The organism is Dietzia timorensis, assembly GCF_001659785.1.
Classification (GTDB): domain Bacteria; phylum Actinomycetota; class Actinomycetes; order Mycobacteriales; family Mycobacteriaceae; genus Dietzia; species Dietzia timorensis.
Window position 1 is genome coordinate 2808447 of the sequence record NZ_CP015961.1, and the last position, 19127, is coordinate 2827573.

The 19127-nt window shown below is 63.5% G+C and carries 17 protein-coding genes; 9 read left to right on the forward strand and 8 right to left on the reverse strand.

Going from position 1 to position 19127, the window contains the following annotated elements; all coding sequences use genetic code 11:
• The first annotated feature begins 9 nt into the window (after window positions 1-9).
• Window positions 10-174 (forward strand): hypothetical protein, encoded by a 165-nt coding sequence (locus tag BJL86_RS17180; RefSeq protein ID WP_156515350.1) that lies wholly within the window; start codon window positions 10-12, stop codon window positions 172-174.
• Between the two features lie 145 nt (window positions 175-319).
• Here BJL86_RS17180 and BJL86_RS13035 read toward each other — a convergent pair whose 3' ends face one another.
• Both BJL86_RS13035 and BJL86_RS13040 read right to left on the reverse strand, forming a co-directional pair.
• Window positions 320-1189, reverse strand: coding sequence for a phytanoyl-CoA dioxygenase family protein (locus BJL86_RS13035; RefSeq protein ID WP_067475640.1), 870 nt, complete (start codon window positions 1187-1189; stop codon window positions 320-322).
• A 211-nt stretch (window positions 1190-1400) separates the two neighbouring features.
• Window positions 1401-2504 (reverse strand): TDT family transporter, encoded by a 1104-nt coding sequence (locus BJL86_RS13040; RefSeq protein WP_067475643.1) that lies wholly within the window; start codon window positions 2502-2504, stop codon window positions 1401-1403.
• Window positions 2505-2835: 331 nt separating this feature from the next.
• Between BJL86_RS13040 and BJL86_RS13045 the strand changes: the two genes are divergently transcribed.
• The 3 genes from BJL86_RS13045 (at window position 2836) to BJL86_RS13055 (ending at window position 5853) form a co-directional block, all read left to right on the forward strand.
• Entirely contained in the window at window positions 2836-3834 is a 999-nt protein-coding gene (locus BJL86_RS13045; RefSeq protein WP_075844888.1) for an IS110 family RNA-guided transposase, read from the forward strand.
• 107 nt (window positions 3835-3941) lie between these two features.
• A complete protein-coding gene (locus BJL86_RS13050; protein ID WP_075845011.1) occupies window positions 3942-4910 on the forward strand; it encodes a LysR family transcriptional regulator in 969 nt (322 codons plus the stop codon).
• Between the two features lie 406 nt (window positions 4911-5316).
• Window positions 5317-5853, forward strand: a complete 537-nt coding sequence (locus tag BJL86_RS13055; protein WP_067478769.1) for a hypothetical protein — start codon at window positions 5317-5319, stop codon at window positions 5851-5853.
• Between the two features lie 104 nt (window positions 5854-5957).
• On the opposite strand, the gene BJL86_RS13060 is transcribed toward BJL86_RS13055, so the two are convergent.
• A complete protein-coding gene (locus BJL86_RS13060; protein WP_067478766.1) occupies window positions 5958-6416 on the reverse strand; it encodes a MarR family winged helix-turn-helix transcriptional regulator in 459 nt (152 codons plus the stop codon).
• A 59-nt stretch (window positions 6417-6475) separates the two neighbouring features.
• Here BJL86_RS13060 and BJL86_RS13065 point away from each other — a divergent pair, with 59 nt between their 5' ends.
• Window positions 6476-6817, forward strand: coding sequence for a VOC family protein (locus tag BJL86_RS13065; protein WP_067478763.1), 342 nt, complete (start codon window positions 6476-6478; stop codon window positions 6815-6817).
• A gap of 75 nt (window positions 6818-6892) precedes the next feature.
• On the opposite strand, the gene BJL86_RS13070 is transcribed toward BJL86_RS13065, so the two are convergent.
• A complete protein-coding gene (locus tag BJL86_RS13070) occupies window positions 6893-8086 on the reverse strand; it encodes an IS30 family transposase (RefSeq protein ID WP_198034346.1) in 1194 nt (397 codons plus the stop codon).
• Between the two features lie 511 nt (window positions 8087-8597).
• Complete coding sequence (locus BJL86_RS13075) at window positions 8598-10445, reverse strand: YPDG domain-containing protein (protein WP_156515229.1); 1848 nt, start codon at window positions 10443-10445, stop codon at window positions 8598-8600.
• Between the two features lie 594 nt (window positions 10446-11039).
• Between BJL86_RS13075 and BJL86_RS13080 the strand changes: the two genes are divergently transcribed.
• Window positions 11040-11405, forward strand: a complete 366-nt coding sequence (locus BJL86_RS13080; protein ID WP_067472406.1) for a TraR/DksA family transcriptional regulator — start codon at window positions 11040-11042, stop codon at window positions 11403-11405.
• 29 nt (window positions 11406-11434) lie between these two features.
• On the opposite strand, the gene BJL86_RS13085 is transcribed toward BJL86_RS13080, so the two are convergent.
• Window positions 11435-12049, reverse strand: a complete 615-nt coding sequence (locus BJL86_RS13085) for a hypothetical protein (RefSeq protein ID WP_067472403.1) — start codon at window positions 12047-12049, stop codon at window positions 11435-11437.
• 131 nt (window positions 12050-12180) lie between these two features.
• On the opposite strand from BJL86_RS13085, the gene BJL86_RS13090 reads away from it, so the two are divergent.
• Window positions 12181-13143: a sigma-70 family RNA polymerase sigma factor gene (locus tag BJL86_RS13090; protein WP_067472400.1), complete on the forward strand. Its 963-nt coding sequence runs from the start codon at window positions 12181-12183 to the stop codon at window positions 13141-13143.
• A 112-nt stretch (window positions 13144-13255) separates the two neighbouring features.
• Window positions 13256-13804 (forward strand): dihydrofolate reductase family protein, encoded by a 549-nt coding sequence (locus BJL86_RS13095; RefSeq protein ID WP_067472397.1) that lies wholly within the window; start codon window positions 13256-13258, stop codon window positions 13802-13804.
• Between the two features lie 27 nt (window positions 13805-13831).
• Here the strand turns inward: BJL86_RS13095 and BJL86_RS13100 are convergent, their stop codons facing one another.
• Window positions 13832-14434: a hypothetical protein gene (locus BJL86_RS13100; RefSeq protein WP_067472394.1), complete on the reverse strand. Its 603-nt coding sequence runs from the start codon at window positions 14432-14434 to the stop codon at window positions 13832-13834.
• 282 nt (window positions 14435-14716) lie between these two features.
• Between BJL86_RS13100 and BJL86_RS13105 the strand changes: the two genes are divergently transcribed.
• Window positions 14717-16528 carry an alkaline phosphatase D family protein gene (locus BJL86_RS13105; protein ID WP_067472432.1) on the forward strand — a complete coding sequence of 604 codons (1812 nt, stop codon included), beginning with the start codon at window positions 14717-14719 and terminating at the stop codon, window positions 16526-16528.
• 59 nt (window positions 16529-16587) lie between these two features.
• Here BJL86_RS13105 and BJL86_RS16835 read toward each other — a convergent pair whose 3' ends face one another.
• On the reverse strand, window positions 16588-18906 hold the full coding sequence (locus tag BJL86_RS16835) for a CHAT domain-containing protein (RefSeq protein ID WP_197487533.1): 2319 nt from the start codon (window positions 18904-18906) through the stop codon (window positions 16588-16590).
• Window positions 18907-19127: the final 221 nt, after the last annotated feature.

The following is a 19127-nucleotide window of genomic DNA, read 5'->3' on the forward strand; positions in this document are numbered from 1 at the left end:
GGTTCCTCCATGGACTCGATTGCCGCCCAAAGCCTCAGCCCGTCCGACTCTCTGACCGCCGTCTTCAATCTGTCGGAGACGATCGCCTGGTCGACCGACATGCCCGATAACCCGGTGGATGCATTCATCGGCTCGGTGCAGAACGGCTCCTCGATCCTCACGAGCTGGTTCTAGCGCCCCGGAACACGACGACACGACGCCGCGAAAAGGCCAGACCCGCACGGGTCCGGCCTTTTCGTTTCCAGTGTTATCCAAGGCGCGGGGCGCCCAATGCGTCCGCCGGAATGGTTCCGGGCGTTATCGCGCAGCGGCAGAATCCCTACCGCCGCGCCAGATATTCCGGCCGCGGCGCGGTTCCCGCGAACGGCTCGGTCAATCCGTTCTCCACGCTGTTGAACACGACAAAGATATTCGAGCGCGGTGTGGGCGTGATGTTCCCGCCGGAGGCGTGCAGCGCGTTGCAGTCGAACATTGTCATCGAGCCCTCGGGGCCGGTGATCAGGTCGATGCCGTGCGACTCACCGAGCTCCGCGATCGCCTCCTCTGACGGTGAACCCACCGTCGGCCCGGTCGTCACCAGCGATTCGTTGTAGAAGTCGTCCGGCGTCTGGCCGGCCGTCTGCACGAAGAACCGCTGCGTTCCGGGCATGATCATCAGTGGCCCGTTGTATTCACGGTTCGGCGTCAGCGCGATCGAGGCGCTGCACGCGCGCGGGCGCGGCATCCCGTCCTCGGCGTGCCACGTCTCGAAATCGGAGTGCCAATAGAACGCTCCCCCGGCGAATCCGGGCTTGTAGTTCAGCCGGCTCTGGTGCACCGTGACGTCGGAGCCCAGGATTTCCTGCGCGAGCTCGATCGCGCCGCTCTCCTCGACTGCGGCCCATACGGCCTCGGATAGCAGGTGGACGTCGAAAATCGAGCGCACCGCCTGTGTCCCATCCTCGCGGATCACGCGCGGGTCGTCGGCCATGGCCGGGTCGGCGCCGATGCGTTCGATCTCGGAGAGGCACTCCCGTACGCGGGCAACCGAAATCGCGCGTTCGCGCTGGACGTATCCGTCGCGCGCGTAGGCGGCAACGTCGCCGTTTCGTCGTTCGGCGTCGCCCCACACCACGGGGTCGGGCCGCCGGAAAATCCTCGGTTCGTTGGGGACACGAGTCGGATAGTCGTCTGCGACAACCGTCGACACGCCAAACCTCCTTCTCAAGTAGCTGCACACACTCCAGCCACTCGACAACGACCGGAGCGCGCGCCGTTGGTGGTCCTCCTCCAGACCTACCCCGGCTTCTTACTTTCTGCAAAGATTTCGGCCCCGCCTACCCCCTGCCGAGATTCCGGCGACTCCGGTTGGCGCACTGCACGTTTCACCGAGAAGTACGTGGCAATCGCCGCGCCCACCCTCAGGCGTGGCGTTCGAGCGCGACCGCCGTCAGGCTTGCCACGGCGCACAGGGTCCACGTGCATGCCAACACCCCGGTAATGACGCCGGAGGCATGGAGCCATCCCACCTCTCCGTGCACTCGGCCGAGGTAGAACGCGCCGAGCGCGCACGTGCCCACGGGGAAGGTGAGCGACCACCAGCCGGCGCCGAACGGCATGCGGCGAGCGAATCCGGAAATCGTCATCGCCGCGGCGTAGGCGGAGACCGCCGTTCCGATTCCGGCGAGGACGACGATCCCGTAGAGGTGCGCGGCGTGCAGCACGCCGGGGCGCGCGGATGCGGGCAGCAGATCGGCGACGTTCGAAGCGATAAGTTGGATGGCCGCGGTCGATTGCCCGACGACGCCGAGGGGGATCCACAGCGACGGGCGCAACGCGAGCGGCAGCGATTCGCGCCGCCAATGGTGGTGGTACGCGGCGGCGAACACCATCGCGCCGAGCACGAGCGCGGTAGCAAAGCAGACGGCGACCACGCCGAGCAACGCCACCTTGGCGGCCGCGGAGCCGAGGTGCGGGACGAAGGCGCAGCCGGCCGTGGCCGAGACCATCGGCGCAACGACCGTGAGCCCCCACACCGGCGTCGGGTTCCCCAGCCTTCCCGTCCCCCTGGCGAAGTCCGCGGCGACGGCGAGACCGAGGACCGTCCCGGCCGTCCACAACACCGCGTCGGTCCCGAGCGCGACGCCCGAAAGCGCCTCGGACCACAACGGAAGCACGGTGCTCGCCGCAGACCCCGCCGACATAACGCCCATCGACACCGTCCCCCACGCCGGCCGCTGGGAGGCTTCCCGCACGGCGCCGGCCAGCACGGATCGATCGCGCGCGCACGCCTTGGCAAACCCGCAGGCGAGCCCGATCATCAGCACCCACGCCGCCACCAGCAACACCGAGGACACCGCGAGCCCCGCCCGGGAATCGCCCCACAACAACCCGATGAGCGTGCTGAGGATGCCGGTCCCCATAACGGTCGGGAACCACGCCGGCCCGGCTGGCGGGAGCGGAACCCGCAGTGGCCGATTCGCGCCCGGGGCGCCGGCGCGAGGGGTGAACTGTGCCAAGATCATGCTTTCAGTCAACGTGAGGCTCGGCGCTCTCGGTAGGCCGTGCACCGTGGAGCGGTCACAAACACCGATTGTGGCCTCCACGCTACACTCGCTCAGTGTGAGACTTGGTGGTGCCGCGGATGTCGCGGTGGTTGGATCCTTTCCATCCGGTGACTGGCTCTTACACTCGCTGCCGCTCGACTTCGGGCTGGCTTGCATGCGTATTGCCGTCGCCGGGTGGGATGGACCGGCCGGCGTGACTTGATAGGAGCGTGCAGCTGCCCCACTGAGCTTTGTCCGCCGACCGGCCCGACCGTTCGACCCCCACTCGAATACAAGGGAGGCAGAGACCATGGTGGTCCTGATCGGCGCTGACGTCCACAAGAATTCACACACCTTCGTCGCCGTCGACGCGGCGGGCAAGCAGATCGGGCAGATCACTGTCCGCGCGACCCATAGCGGTCATGAGAAGGCCTACCGGTGGGCCCGGAAGAGTTTCATCGAACAGGACCGCCGGTGGGGGCTGGAGGACTGCCGTCACCTCACCAGCCTCCTCGAGCGTGATCTCCTCGCCCACGGCGAGCCGGTGGTCAGGGTGCCGGCGAAGCTGATGGCCCGACAACGCGCCACAGCACGCACGCGTGGGAAGTCCGACCCGATCGACGCTCTCGCCGTCGCGCGGGCGATGGCCAGGGAGGAGGATCTGCCAGCCGCGTTCACCGATGAGCAGGCGCGGGAGATCAAGCTCGTGCTGGACCGTCGGGAGGATCTGGTCGCAGAGCGGACGCGGGTGATCAACCGTCTACGGTGGCACCTGCACGAGCTCGATCCCGAGGTCGACCCCGCTCCACGCGCACTAACCCATCGTCCTGCCCAGGAGCGGGTGCGGGAGGTGATCGAGGCCGGTGCGGGGATCGTCGCGGAGATCGCGGGCATGAATCTGACCGACCTCGAACGGCTCTGCTCCTTAATCGGCGAGCTCGATGCGCGCCTGCGGGCTATGGTGCGAAAGCAGGAGCCGGTACTGCTGGAGATCCCCGGATGCGCGGAGCTGTCGGCCGCGAAGATCATCGCCGAGACCGCCGGGATCGAGCGATTCGCCACGGAGTCGAAGTTCGCGATGTTCGCCGGCTGCGCACCGATCCCGGTCTGGTCGGGCAAGACAGAAGGCAGAGTCCGGTTGAACAGGGGCGGGAACCGGCAGCTGAACTGCGCGATCCACCGCATAGCGATCACCCAGACCCGCCTCGAAGGACCCGGCAAAGAGTACTACGAACGCCTCCGAGCAAAGGGCAAGACCGTCATGGAAGCCCTGCGCTGCCTTAAGAACCAGATCGCTCGCCGCATCTGACGCACCCTCACCCGAGTCCACGCCGAAACCCTCACCAACACCCCGATCCCACTGAACCCCACCCCAACGACTTGCGCCTCGCAAGCCGCTTGACATAGGAGATACGCATGCCCCTCTCTGCGCGCGTGCCGGATCTCGACGTCCTCGATTCCTTGGTGACGACGGCGCGCTGCGGGTCCATGGGCGCGGCCGCGAATCTCCTCGGTCTCAGCCAGCAGGCCGTGTCGGCGAGGGTGCGCACGGCCGAGAGGCTGCTCGGCGTCGTGGTGTTCGTGCGGAGCCCGTCCGGCGTCGCGCCCACCGATTCCGGCCGCAGCATCCTCACGTGGGCCGACGAGGTGCTGCGGGCCGCCGCGGCGCTCGACGCGGGTGCGGCCGACCTGCGCGGCGATCCCCTGGCCAGCGCGTCCGTCGCGGTCTCGAACACAGTGTCGGAGTGGCTGTTCCCGAAGTGGGCGGCGACGGTCCGACGTCAGAACCCCCAGGCGAAGATCTCCGCGATCCCCGGCAACTCCGAGCAGGTGCTCGACGCCGTGCAGTCCGATCGCGTCGACCTCGGCTTCGTCGAGGGCCCATCGATCCCGCACACGGTGTCCTCGTTGGATGTCGCCCGAGACGAGCTCGTCGTGGTCGTCCCGCCCGAGCACGCGTGGGCCTCACGTGGGCGTTCCCCGGCGGCCTCGCCTACGGAGAGCGGCGAGCCTCCGCCTGTGTCGGCGGAGGCTTTGGGGATGACGCCGCTGGTCATGCGCGAGCATGGCTCCGGAACCCGGACGACCTTCGAGTCGGCGCTCGCGGCGCTCGGTATCACCGCCGTTCCGCCGCTCATGGAATTCGGGTCCACTGCGGCGGTCCGCGAGGCCGTGTTCGCGGCCGACGCTCCGGCGGTGTTGTCCTCGTTGGCCGTGCAGCGGGACCTCGCCGACCGGCGGCTCGTGCGCGTCCCCGTCTCCGGGGTGGCGTTCCCTCGCACGCTGCGAGCGGTATGGAATCCGCGACGCCGTCCGCGCGGGCTCGCCGCGGACCTCCTTGCCGCGGCCGTCGCTTTCGGCCCCGGCCAGACTTCGCACCCGTGATGCCGCGCCCGTTTCGCAGAGGCCATCCGGCGAAGCACGCGGGCGCTCGAAATTGCCAAAACATTTCTCATCGAATCTTGTAGACACTGACTACAGAATGCGAAAGAAAATGCACGCGCCAGTTGGCCCACATCGTCCGGCGCCTTGCCAAGACAGCCGCCACTGCGGGACGCGATCACTGCGGTTGTCGGCACGGTCGGCTCGCCTCGCCGCGCAGCGAGGCAGGGACACGAAGCACGGTAGCCACAGGGCCACCACATCCCAACCCGGCACCCAAGCAACAAACCCCGTTACCAAGGCGCCGCCGAACCGTGACCCGTTCTTGCGTAGCGCAACGCGAAGCGAGGGACGATAACCCTATGAGCGCGCCGGGCACTCCGCTCGGCCCTGACTCCGAGGAGCTCACATGTCCAGCACAGTCAGCAAGGTTCGCGCAGCAACCGCCGTTTCCGCGGCGGCGCTCATGTCCACGATCGCACTCGCCCCCGCGGCCGGCGCGCAGTCCGTCGAGGATCCCTTCGGCGATATCACCGGTTCGCTCGGCGGCCCGGTCCCCTGCGATATCGATCCCGCACAGGTCGCCGCAGATACGCCCGGCCCCTTCCCCGACCGGCCCGAAGTCGGCTGGACGGTCGGCGAGCACAACGACCTCGGCTCCAATGTCGGCTACCTGTTCCTTGAGACCGAGGGCGGTACCGGCTCGTCGCCGACGAAGGTCCTGCTCTACCACCACTGTGATCTCACCGGAACGCAGACCGGCGACAAGAGCGCACGCCGCGTCCTCGGTTCGTCGTCCCAGTTCCACGTGTCCGTCGGCGAGTGGCATGCCCCGCCGGAGGGAGAACCGAACGCGGCCGCGACCTTCGACTACACCGTCTACGTGTGGAACCCCGTCGCCAACGACATGACCGGCATCGACGTCCCCTTCGGCATCAAGGTCTAGCCCGGCCACAGCCAGCCGCCATCGCGGCCCCGACATGGCAAGCGCCCGCAACGAGATACTTACTCGCTGCGGGCGCTGCATTGTCTTAATTTATGACGTCGGACCTACTCATCCGCCAGGTCGCCCGCCCTCGCCTGCACGATACATGCCGCCAGGTCCGCGCGAATCTGCCCCTGAGCCTCGACCGACAGCGGTGCGAACAAAGCCCTTTCGGCCTCGCGCACGACCACCCCCGCCTCGCGAACCAATTCCTGTCCCTGCTCTGTAAGCACGCTCGGCAACGCACGCCCCGAAGGAGCCATGTCCGGCCGCTCCAACAACCGGCGTTCCTCCAGTCTCCGCAACACGAGGTTCATAGATTGCCGCGATACAAAGGCTCGTCGCGCCAGTTCCGAGTTCGACAGCCCCGGATTCTGGCTAAGCAATTCGAGGCACGCGTACTGCGGAACCGTCAGCCCCATAGGCCTTAGCCCATCTTCCATCGCGCCCCGCAACGCAGAGTGCACCTGTTTGACCACGTACCCGAGCGAAAACTCCAGATCTCCCACAGACTCTTGACCCATGTCAGCATTGTGACATACCGTCGATGTCAGTCCATTGACATCAACGAGAGGACAGGGCATTGACTGGCAACGTCACATACTTCGAAGTCCCGAGCACCGACATCGAGGCCACCGAGAAATTCTGGGGCTCGCTCTTCGGCTGGAACTTCCGCGAAGGCAACCTCCCGGGCTACTCGATGATCGACGGCCCCACCCCGCTCGGCGGTTCCCCACACAACGAGGCATCCAAGCACCCGCGGATCTACTTCGCTGTCCCGGATATCGATGCCGCCGTCGCCCGAGTTCGCGAACTCGGTGGCACCGCCGACAACCCCGTCACGATCCCCTCGGGTGCATTCGCCCTCTGCACGGACACACAAGGCGTGGAATTCGGACTCTCCCTCGAACCGGACCAGTCCTAACCCCGCCCATCACACAAACAAACGCCCGCAGCGAGTTCCTCCCGGCGGTTTCTAGTGGTCGACGCAACACTGCTGTTAGTTGGTGGTGATTAGATCACGCAGACGCTCGGCTGGGGTATCCCAGTCGAGCGTTTTGCGTGGACGGCCGTTGAGTTCCTGGGCGACGTGCTCGAGATCGGTAGGACTGTGAACGCTCAGGTCGGTGCCCTTGGGGAAGTACTGCCGCAGCAGGCCGTTGGTGTTCTCGTTGCTTCCGCGCTGCCAGGGGCTGGCAGGGTCGCAGAAGTAGACCTGCATGTCGGTGGCGACCGTGATCTGCTTGTGTCGGGCGAGTTCGGCACCTTGATCCCAGGTCAGCGATCCGCGTAGGTGCGCGGGCAGATCACCGATCGCGGTGATGAGCGCGTCGCGGACCTGTTCGGCGTCGTGCCCGTCGGGCAGGTGCAGCAACATCGTGTAGCGGGTGGCACGCTCGACGAGAGTCCCGATCACGGATTTGTTCTGCTCACCGGTGATCAGATCCCCTTCCCAATGCCCGGGAACAGCGCGGTCGTCCACTTCGGCGGGACGGTCGCTGATCATTACCATCGGGTCGACGAACCGCTGATACCGCTCACCTTCTTTCCGCTGCGGCTTACGCTTGGTCCGCCCAGTCCGGAGTGCGTGCTGCACTTCCTTCTTCAGACCGCCGCGGGCTTGGAAATACAGCGCTTGATAGATCGTTTCGTGGCTCACCCGCATGCTTTCGTCGTCGGGATGATCCCGCCGCAGACGGTGCGAGATCTGCTCCGGCGAAAGTTTTCTCGACAAGCCTTCCTCGACCGCTGCCCGCAGGACTTTGTTCACCACCAGTTTGGACCGCTTCGGCCGCACCCGCGCCGCCGCCGCATCGCGATGCGCCTGATGCGGCAGATACCGGCCAGCGATGCTGTGCTCGCGTACCTCGCGGGAGATGCTGGAGACATTCTTGCCGATCCGGGCAGCGATCGTGCGCATCGAATCCTTGACCACCAGCCCATCGGCGATCGCAATCCGGTCATCGAGAGATAGGTAACGGGTACTGATCACCGGAGATGCTGCGGCGTCTACGCAGGTCGCACTAGTCACGGTTTGTTTGTAGACCGTGCCGGATCGATAATCCACGACCCGACCGTCCGGATAGATCCGCGTGTTGCGGGTACGACGGATTCCCTGACGCCAGTCCCGGCCGGTGCGCTCGTTGACTCCCACCTCGCGGGCCGCGCGCGCTGCGGTCCAACCCTGATCCATCAACTCGAGGAACCGTTTCTTGGCCTCCGGCTTACCGAACGCCCGCGGGGCAGCGTCAACCAGACCAGCAGCGACCAAAATTCGACGAGCCACGCAGAACGCCACACCGCACTCGATCGCTGCCTTGTTGATCGACCCGGTGCGATCGAACACCTCCACGATCTGCCTCGAGTCGGCCGGCTTGCCCGCTCCACGCAGGCGCCCCACCGGCCGACCGATCGCCCGCAAAATCGCATAACACCGCTGCCGTGGCACACCCACCACCACAGCGGCTTCCTTCACCGGAACCCCGGCATCAACCAGCCGCGCTAACTGGTCACCGAACTGAACACAGTCCTCCTGAAACGACATGATCGCCGCAACCTCTCATCTGAGAGTGTTGCGACGATCATGTGAACCCGCGCCCTCGCTGCGGGCGCTCTTCTTTATTCACTTATGACGTCGGACCTGCTGATCCCCAATGGTCACCGCGATAGGCTTCGATCCGAAGGGGACGCAGCTACCCGTGGCGCTATTCGCCGTTGTCGTTGGCCAGAAAGGGGAACATCCACGCGAGCTGCGGAGGTACCGAAACCCCTGCCGGCAGCGTGATCACGCCGCTATTCAACGCGTGTACGAGGCCGCCGAATGCGAGTCCGCCAAGCGCCAGCGAACCGAGACCGAGAGCCAACGCGCTCGACGGTCCCGCCGTCGACGACACCGCACTGTTGGTCGACGATCCCACGCTGACGTGGCTACCTGCAGCCGATGCAGATCCGCCTGGAAGCGAACCCGTGCCGCTCGAACCGTTACCGAGCGACCCGGCGAGCATGTCGGGGAGCTGCCCCAGCGAGCCGAGTCCGAGTCCAAGCGAGCTCAGAGACCCAAGACCTAGATTGTCGAGAGACCCCGTTTCCGTTGACCCCGGGGTGTCCGAACCAGTGCCCGTCGAGCCGTTGCCGGGCGATCCGTTGCCGGTCGATCCGTTGCCGGTCGACCCGTTCCCTTCCGAGCCGTTGCCCGTCGAGCCGGGAACACTCGAACCATTGCTGCTCGAGCCATTTCCGACGGAACCGGTGAAGAGTCCTGGAATCAGGCCGAGCGAACCAAGTCCGAGTGCAAGCGAGCCAAGCGAACCCGCACCGAGGTTCGATAGCGATCCGGCGTCCGAGGAGCCATCGCCGGCCGAGCCGTCTCCGAGCGAACCTCCGCCTAGAGAACCGCTGCCCAGAGAGTCCGAGCCGAGAGAGCCGAGCGAGTCGCTGCCCAGGCTTCCACTACCTCCGTCGTCATTCTCCAAATCCTCGGAAACCGTGACGGTTGCGGTCACAGTATCCGTAGTTGCGTCCGGGTACGTCACGACGACCGGAACCTCAATCGAATCGCCTGGCACGGCTTCTGCGGGCGGGGTCGTGGTCACGGCACCCGTGATCGCGTCGACGTCCACCTGCCAACCGGCGGGAGCGGAGTAATCCGAGGGCAGAGCGAAGCGGGTGCCTGCGGGCAGATCAGTGTCGCCGGTCTGCGGAAGCGTGGCGGGATGGCCGGCGACCGCTTCGCCCGGCTCATATCCTGGATTCTGGCACGACGCGATCGACGAGCCGTTGAGCTCCGCGCGCATGCCGTAGGCGGTGTTGTTGCTGGCCGCATCCGGAAGCACCCCACCCGCAGTGGGTAGTGAGAACGCGATCATCGCTGTGGACTTTGCGGGCATCGAGCCGATGTCGACGGTAAGAGTCTTGGCAGCCGCGTCGACGGTCACCGGCAGGGTGCGCTGGATCGGGGTGTATCCCGCCGGGGCCCCACCGAAGCGTTCCGCCCAGGTCCGGCCCGGGGCCGTTGCCGTCGGGGCGGTCTCCCACCCATTGCTCTGCTCGACCTGCGCTGCCGATAGGTTCTGGATGGCCGCCTGGTCGTAGTCTTCGTCGTCCAGGTGGAAAACAAGCTTGCCATTCGCGATCTGATCGTCGATCGAGATCGGGACGCGCCACCTCACCAAAGCCTGCCCGAGGGTGAAGTGCTGCAGCGAAGCGTGCCCGGCCCCGAGAGCAGGCCCACCGGACATCACATTTTGGATCCAGCCCGAATTGGACGCCGGCTTATCCGAAACCGTCGAAAGCTGCCGAGAGTACACGGCCTGCAGGTTCCATTTGATCTGGCAGGTCGCCGGATCCGAGAGATTGCCCTGCGCGGTCACGGGTGCGCTGGCAAACGTGTTCTGCTTGTAGATGTCCTGCGAGATGTTCGCCTGCTGCGCGTTTGCGGTCGCGGCGTAGTTCGCTGGCACCGCCGCCGGCACCAGCGCGACCATCGCGCTCGCCGAAAGGACTGCGGTTGCGCATAGCGCAGTTGTGCGCCGGTTACGGATCTGATATTTCAATTTTCCCCCTGTTGTGCATGACGTTGCTCGCCACTTCTCCCCTGTCGAAATGGCTTCATGCGAATTTTTCGGTGGGCGCCGACTGTACCGCGCCTCTATCCGACATTAAGACTATCTGTGTGCTTTTCTTTTTTGTTACACACCTTTCTGTAAGCCTTTCACCAAAGCCACATCCTGCCCACGAGTAACAGAATGTGTTTAGTAAGCCTGAGTAATCGCCGTTCTACAGCGCGGACCACGCAGGTGAAGCCACATCTTTCTTCGCGATTGCCTAACCTTCGCCGCCGTCGAGCTGCATGGCGTAATGTTTCATTTATTTTATGACTCCGTCGCTAGCCACCCCTTTTTAGTGGAAAAGCGTGTCGTCCACGCCTTCATCCCCCGCCTCCATCACGTCCACCTATGACGTCGCAGGCAAGGTGCCGCACGCGCGCGAGAGCCCTCCCGCCCCAAGACACGCATTCGCTCGGGCGAAGCCGCTCGCGGGAACTGCATAGTGAGAATTCGATTAGGCTCGACTTCATAGAACCGAGCACCCCTGGGCTTCTCGAATCAAATAGATGGCGGCTTCCACCGAGGCAAGGCGATTGGCGCATGACCAGCAGCGACCCCAACTGGCGACAACTTCTAGCCGACGAGCGCGCCTATGCCCAGTCGAGGGCCGATGAGCTCCGCGACTCTCTCGACGCACTCATTCGCAAGCGCCAAAACGAGTCTGACGACGACGAACACGATCCCGAGGGAGACTCGCTGTCGTCGCAATGGTCAATGCTCACGGGGCTGTTGGAGTCGTCCAAAAGACAACTCCGCGAGATCGACGAGGCCTCCGCTCGACTAGCCGAGGGCGCGTACGGGTTCTGCTCGTCGTGCGGCGAGCCGATTCCAGAGGGGCAGCTGATGGCCCGCCCCTTCCGCGCGCATTGCGTTGAGTGCGCCAAAACACGAGAGTCGCCGGCGTAGTCGCCGGCCCTTTCGCCGAGTTTGGCCGATCAGGCGATCTCCGCCTGGCCCTCGCACGTCGAGTACGGCGCCGCGCTCATGGGCACAGGATTGACGCTGCCGACGATGATCAGCGGGAACAACACCGACAGCGGGAACCCCTCGGCGCTTCCCTCGACCCGCCACGTCACCGTGCCGACACCGGTGGGCACGTCGAAGTACGCGAACGGGGCATCGCCACCGAACGGCCCGAACGGCACCTCGCCTGTCTCGTCCGTGGTCGTGTTCGTCCAGTGGAACGTTCCCGAGGTGTTGGTAAACCACGATCCGCCCTCAATCGACACGTCCGCGACGCCGGATTCGCCCTCCTTGGTGACAACCTGCACGTCGACGCTCGTGGCGACCGAACCGAGAGACGGGTCGAGCCCGACACACTGCCCGCCCGCGACGGCGGAACCGAGGTCTCCGGAGCCGGCGGAGGCGAGGCCGCCCCCGGCCAGCGCGGCAACGGAGCCGGGGAACATCTCCGCGGAGTTCACGGCACCTTCGAGCGAGTTCGGGTCGATGGATCCGGTCGGCTGCGCGGAGGCAGTCGCGGGGATAGTGACCATCAAGGCGCAAGCCGAAAAGGCTGCGGCGCCGCGGGCAATGGTGGAAGGTTGCATGGCAATTCCTTTGAAGTGATACGAGAGCCCATCCGCCTCTGGTTAGACTCTGCAACAATCGATTAACGGTGTCAACGTTTTTCACCCGATCGCGCCACACGAATCCACGGGGAGGAAGGAGCGGCGCCGCGATGGCCACCCACACGCTCGAAACAGAAACCTACCGCCGCGAACTCACGGTCCACTGCTACCGATTCTTCGGCAGCCTCACCGACGCAGAGGACGCCGTCCAGGAAACGATGCTCCGCGCATGGACGCGCGAAAAGGACCTCGAAAAGCGCTCGTCCCTGCGCAAGTGGCTCTATTCGATCGCCACCAACGTGTGCATCGACATGCAGCGCGCCCCGCAGCGCCGCTCCCTCCCCATGGACCTCGTCGACTCCGGCAATGTCCCCACCACGCAGGACCCACTCACCACCCGTCCCGAGCGCACGTGGATCGGCCCTATCCCCGACGCCCGCCTCGGCCACGCCGGCGACCCCTCCGAACTCACCCTCCAGCGGGACTCGGTCCGCCTCGCCTTTATCGCCACGCTCCAGCACCTGCCGCCCCGCCAGCGCGCGGTCCTCATCCTCCGCGACGTCCTCGCGTGGTCGGCGAAAGAATGCGCGGAACTCCTCGACGACAGCGTCGCATCCATCAACTCCGCGCTTTCCCGCGCCCGCCTCACCATGGCGGAGCACGACCCCGCCGGAACAAGCACCACGTTGGATGACGCCGCAGATGCCTTACTCCGCGAGTACGTATCCGCCTTCGAAGCCTTCGACATATCGCGCCTCGTGGAGCTGCTCGCAGAGGATGCTCGATTCAGCATGCCGCCGTTCGAACTATGGCTCCGCGGCCGCGACTCCATCGAGCAGTGGTGGCGCGGGCCGGGCCAGGTGTGCCGCAATGCCCGAACGATCATCACGACCGCGAACGGCCAGCCGGCGGTCGCCGTCTATCACTCGGCGGGCCCGGGCCAGTGGGCCCCTTTCGCAATCCACGTGCTCGACGTCGCCGACGACAGAATCTCGATGATCACCCAGTTCATCGGCCCCGAGCACTTCCACGACTTCGGCCTGCCGCCGAAGCTGGACGAACACCCGGCCTAGAACCAAAGGCACACCCACGCGCGAAAAAATCTTCGCCCCCACCGATCATTTCCGCGCGCCCGCTCCGTCTGTATTGGTGAAAGCATTTCGCACACCAAGAAAGGCGCACACCATGTCCACGAAAATCATTGCCGGTCTCTTCTACTCCCTCGACGGCGTCGTGGAGAGCCCCGACCAGTGGCAGTTCGACGCGTTCGGCCCCGAAGAAAGCGCGACGATGAGCGAGCTCGTCTCTAACGCCACCGAGATGGTCATCGGCCGCACGCTCTGGCAGGAGTGGTCGGAATTCTGGCCGCAGGCAGGCGGCCCCTTCGGCGAGTGGGTCAACCCCGTCCGCAAGCACGTCCTTTCCAGCCAGCACTCGGGCGATCTCGACTGGAACAGCACCGTCATCGACGGCGACGTGGAAACTTACATCCGCGACCTCAAGGAATCCACCTCCGGCGACATCGTCGTCTCCGGCGTCGAGGCCGTGCGCTCACTCTTCCTCGCCGGCCTCATCGACGAGCTCACGCTCACCACGCACCCCGTCATCGCAGGCCACGGCAAGAAGCTCTTCGATGCCGAGACGCCGATCACCCGCCTCCAGCTCCTTCGCACCACCGGAACTCCGGCGGGCAACGTCATTTCCACATACGCGCTCAAAGACACCAATGGATGACGTCGGACGCCGAAGCGCTTCAAGCCGCTAGGCGATGTCCGCCGCGCCGGTGCAGGTCGATACCGGGGTGGTGATGACCGGACCTTCGCCGAAGATGCCAACCGCAGATAGCGGCACGGAGACGGAGAACGGCACGGCTTCCTGGCGGGCGTCGGCGTGCCATGTCACATGGCCGGCGCCAGTGGGGATGTCGTGATACGCGTAAGCCGCGTCCGCAATGAGGGGACCGAAGTCCACCGCGCCCGAAGCGCCAGTGGTCTCGTTGGTCCAGTGCAGCGTGCCCACAGTTCCGCTGACGATACCGCCGAGGAATTCGGTGGCCGCGACCCCCGGCTCACCTTCCTTCGACCCCATCGTGATTTGCAGCGAATTCGCCGCGAGCGAGCCGAGGGCGGGGTCGATGGCGACGCAATTACCTCCCGCGACCTGCGTCGCGAGGTCGGACGAGCCCGCCAGCGCGAGCGAGCCGCCCACGGTGTTCATGGACATGACGGCCGGGAATTCCGCGGGCCCGAGCGATGCGGGGTCGATGGATCCACTGTCTTGGGCGGCGGCCGTGGCCGGCACCGTAAGGAGGAGTGCGCCGGCGCCGACGAGCGCCAGTCCGCGGGTCAGGGTTGAGGATCGCATGGGGATGTCCTTCCACAGGGGATATGACGTGCGTCACCGTCGCACAAAACTTTGCTGCACTTAATTAACGGCGTCAACAGTTCATCAGCATTGTCGCCCGAGTCGTTACTTCCGCGTGGCCGAAGCGACGCTCGCGACGGCGAAAGCCGCTTGAGACAGGGCCTCTATGACGCGGGAAAGCAGTCGCCGACCATTTCCCGTCCCCCGCGCAATTCCAAGTCCCCCACCTGATTCCGGGCAGTTCTCATCCGCCACACAGTCGCAACGGGAACAATGGCCGCCATGCATCCTGCAAAGTCCGCAACTCCTGCCCTGCTCCTCGGCCCCATGCTGCGCTACGTCGACGAGACCCGCGCGACGGTGTGGGTCGAGACCTCCGAGCCGTGCTCCGCCACGGTGCGCGTGGACGGCAAGGAATTCAGCGAGCGCACGTGGGAGGTCTTCGGCCACCACTTCGCGCTCGTCCAGCTCGAAGGCCTGCCCCAGGGCGAGACGCTCCCCTACCAGCTCGATATCGACGGCGCGCAGGTATGGCCCGAGCCCGGCGGTCGCGAAAGCGTCATCCGCACGCTCGGCGAGAACACTGCCGTGCGGCTGTCGTTCGGTTCGTGCCGCCGCGGCGAGAAGCAGTCCCCGCAGATGCTGCGCAAGATCGGCGCGGACGCCCTTGTCGCGCTCGCCAACCAGATGTCCGATACTCCGCACTCGCTGTGGCCGGACGCGATGCTGCTGCTCGGCGACCAGATCTACGCGGACATCCCCAGCGAGGACATCGCCACTCGCCTCGAAAAGCGCCGCGAGGCCGGCCAGGGCCCGAAGGCCGTCAGAGAATCGAGGGGCGCGGGCGGCGACCGCGACGTCTCCCAGGAGATCTGCGACTTCGAGGAATACTCGTGGCTCTACCACGAATCCTGGTCGGATCCGGACGTGCGCTGGCTGCTGTCCACGGTCCCGAGCTGCATGATCCTCGACGACCACGACCTGCGCGACGACTGGAACTCCTCCCGCTTCTGGCGCGCGGAGATGACCGCGCAGCCCTGGTGGGAAGACCGTGTCGCCGGCGCGTTCTCCAGCTACTTCGTCTACCAGCACCTAGGCAACCTCTCCCCCGACGAGCTCGCTGACGAACCCACCTATCAGCAGTTGCGCACCCGCACCTCCCCGGAGGAACGCGAAACCCTGCTCACCGATTTCTCGGTCGAGGCCGACGCCGACCCCGCCACCTCGACGTGGAGCTACCACCGCGATTTCGGTCGCGTCCGGGTGCTCATGCTCGACGTGCGCGCCTCGCGCCACCTGCACCAGGGCGACCGCCTCGTCATGGACCACAGCGAGTGGGATTGGGTCCGCAAGATGAGCCTCGACGCCGACGTCGACCATCTCCTGTTCGGCTCCTCGCTGCCGGCGTTCATGGTGCCGGCGCTGCACCACATCGAGGGCTGGAACGAGGCGACGGTCGAGCTCCTCGACAAGCACCCGCAGCAGTCCAAGTTCGCCGAGTGGATGCGCCGCACCGTGGATCTCGAGCACTGGGCGGCGTTCCGGAAGTCCTTCGATAATTTCGTCGAGCTGCTCACCGAGCTCGCCCGAGGAGAAGGCCGCCGCACGCCGTCATCCATTCTCGTGTTGGGCGGCGACGTGCACTGCTCCTATCTGGAGGAGGTGGAGCTCACGGATCCGAGCGTCGCCGATTCGCGGACGCAGGTGCATCAGCTTGTGATGTCGCCGTACCGCAATCCGCTGCACCGGCCGATCCGCGTGGTCAACCAGATCGCGCGGCTACGGCCGATCATCGCGGTGATGCGGCTGCTCGCGCGCGGGCGCGGCGTGGTCGAGCCGCCGGTCTCGTGGCGCGTATCGGACGGGATCTGGTTCGGCAACGGGGTCATGACACTCGTGCTCGAGGGCCGCCACGCCCACGTCGAGGTCGACCATGCGCAGGTCGTGTGGCCGCTGCGAGGACTCGGCCGTTTCCTCACGCGCGTGCCGTTCGCGATGCCGCGCAGGAAGGGCCGCACCTCTGACGGCGGAGATGCGAAGACCGCCCCGCGGCAGATCCTCCGCCGGACCCTCAACAAGAAGCTCGCGGGGTAACCGACACCTTAAAGCGTGGGTGAAAGCAGCCTGTAAAGCGGACCCATAATCCTCGTTCCTCACGCGGTTTCGTACGGGACTCCAAACATTTGAAAGGCTGCCCAATCGTAGAAGTGGAAAGCCAATCCGCTGCCTACATTTTGTGACGATACCGATGCGGCGTTCTCCAAGAAAAGAGATTGCACCTCGTCCTCCGTCGCTTGGCGCATCCAATTGATTGTTTTCCGCCAACATTGCTGAACTAGATTCGCCTCCACCGAAACCGAGTCAGACTCAACCAACTCAAATAAGAGGCTAAAAAAGTGCGTGGAGAACGCGATTCCGGCATAATCTGAAATTGGCCAATAGGTGCCGATCACTGATTCGCTGCCTCGGTACCAAAGCGCGGTTTGAATGCTTAACACCTCATCTTGCATCGCCAACCCGTATGTTAGTGCAGATTGACAAGAGCCAAGGACTACCAATCTAGATTTGTGGTCGCGGTCTAAAATGTCATCCACGCTAAGGGGTGATCCGTATGTGATCAACCTGGATAGCTTCGGGTTCGGCGAAGCCATCGAGTGTCCGGTGAAATGAGTGATTCCAGGTTCACTGAGAGCAATCGTGAGTGACTCGGCCGTGGCATCGGCAATTTCGACATCCCAGCCCCTAGGCGCTGCCCGACCAATTAACTCTGGCTCAAGGCCCGCTTTAGGCAACGACAGCTGCCCCGGAACTTCCGCCGCACACTGAAGCGAGAGCTGTTCCTTCAGATCCCCAGCAAACCTGTGACCATTTAAATACGAAGCCACCTTCAAGCTCGTTGAGTGGAACACTCTCTTCTGCCCTGACAAAACAGATTTGCCCAAATTTCCCGTCGACCAAATTGGAAAAGATTGAAATAGACCGCCGGCCATAATGACGAGGGACTCCGAACATCGTGCATCTATCCAGTCGCCGACATCACTGAGTTGTTCGTGCAGCTCTCTTGCGGCCGACATTGCACGGGATCGATTTCTATTTAGTTGCGCGATCAATAGCCCGGCGGGAGACAATCCCGAGAAACCCGCTGCAAGCACCTTTCCATTCAAATTTAAAAATGCCGAACCTACGAAAGCGTCGGCTTGCTTCATCACTACATAGGTTGCAGTAGGACTATGTGTTACGTGAACAAAATCCGTCCCTATCGGCACATTTGCTTCTCCAATCTGAACGATTTGGTTATACAAACCACTCGCCACCACACCCCGAGTGAGCTCCAACAGACGAAATGCATTGTCCCATTCGCCGAACTCCATAAGCTCACACGCCGCAAAACGAAATGCAGCAGGATTCCTTTTCATCAACCCCTCGATATCGAAATCATTCCATGTCTCAATAATCTTCGCTATGCATTGAGGCAATCGGTTAAGTAGAAGCAAATACTCCTTTCGTTCAAATTGATCTGAGTTTTCCCATTGGAGCAACGACGTTGCCTTGATCAAGAACAATTCATAATCCTGGTCGGCCCAAAGGCGATTAATCGCCGTGAACGGATCCGTGAACGATCTTCTCACTGGGTAAACTACGGACTCCAGCTCGAAGAGCTTCAGGTCGAGATCACAATCGTTAGCGCCTAACTCCTTCTTGTATTGGGCGATATCGTCCAAAACGCAACTTAGCTCAGGCACAGAAAAAAGCGCTTCGGAAAGATTTGATTCTTCGGACGGGAGCCAATCGGGCGTTCGGTCCAGGCCGAGCGACTCTGGATTCGTTGTCAACAGACGTGCAAGCGGCTTGTGCTCGTTCAACCCAATGGAATTAGCTAGATCAATAAAATCGGGGATCGCAGCCAACCGCGATTCCAATATTCGATCATGTTCGGCCAATAGCCAGTCTGTAAGTAGTTCGAGACGAGCGCGAAGATAGACCGAGTAATGGTCGTAGTCACCAAACTTGACAAATACTTTGTGCGCCCTTTCAAGTTTAGTAAATATTGGACTAAACAACTCTCGCGGGACCCCGCCCGTCTGCCTCTTAGCTAAAAGCCTCTCTGAAATGGCTAAATTGAATTCGCTGTATGCAAAGTCAATAGTATTTTTCTTACGCATCTGTAGGGTCCTACGTAAGATAGAGCGAGAATTTTCCAACTCTTTGAGCGTGGGATTATGCATCTCATTAACGACCATAGCGGCGTTAGTGAGTTCTATCGCTGCCTCTCTATATTTGCGACGGGAAAAGTACTGGTTTCCAATTTGTTCAAGAATTTCAGAAGCGGCCCGTTTCGCTTGGTCTCGATTCGTAATGACTAGCTTGGATAAGAGCTGACCCAATCTGCCCCGGGAAATCAATACTTGATCTTCATCACCTAAATATTCAGCAATCCTCTCCGTTCGACCGTAGATCTCTGCAATGCTCACTGCATCCGAGACTGATATCCTCTCGTGGTTCATGCATAATTTGTCCGCCCTTCGCATTAGGCCACGGCCGATCGAAACCCCTGACTCGACACTTTCTGGTTCCGCTTGACCCCCATACGCCTCGGTGTATGAGTCCTTGACGATTGACAACATCGATCTAGAATCCCGAGAATTTTTCATACTTCGGATTAGAACACGGATTTACGCTGTATATCTGGCAC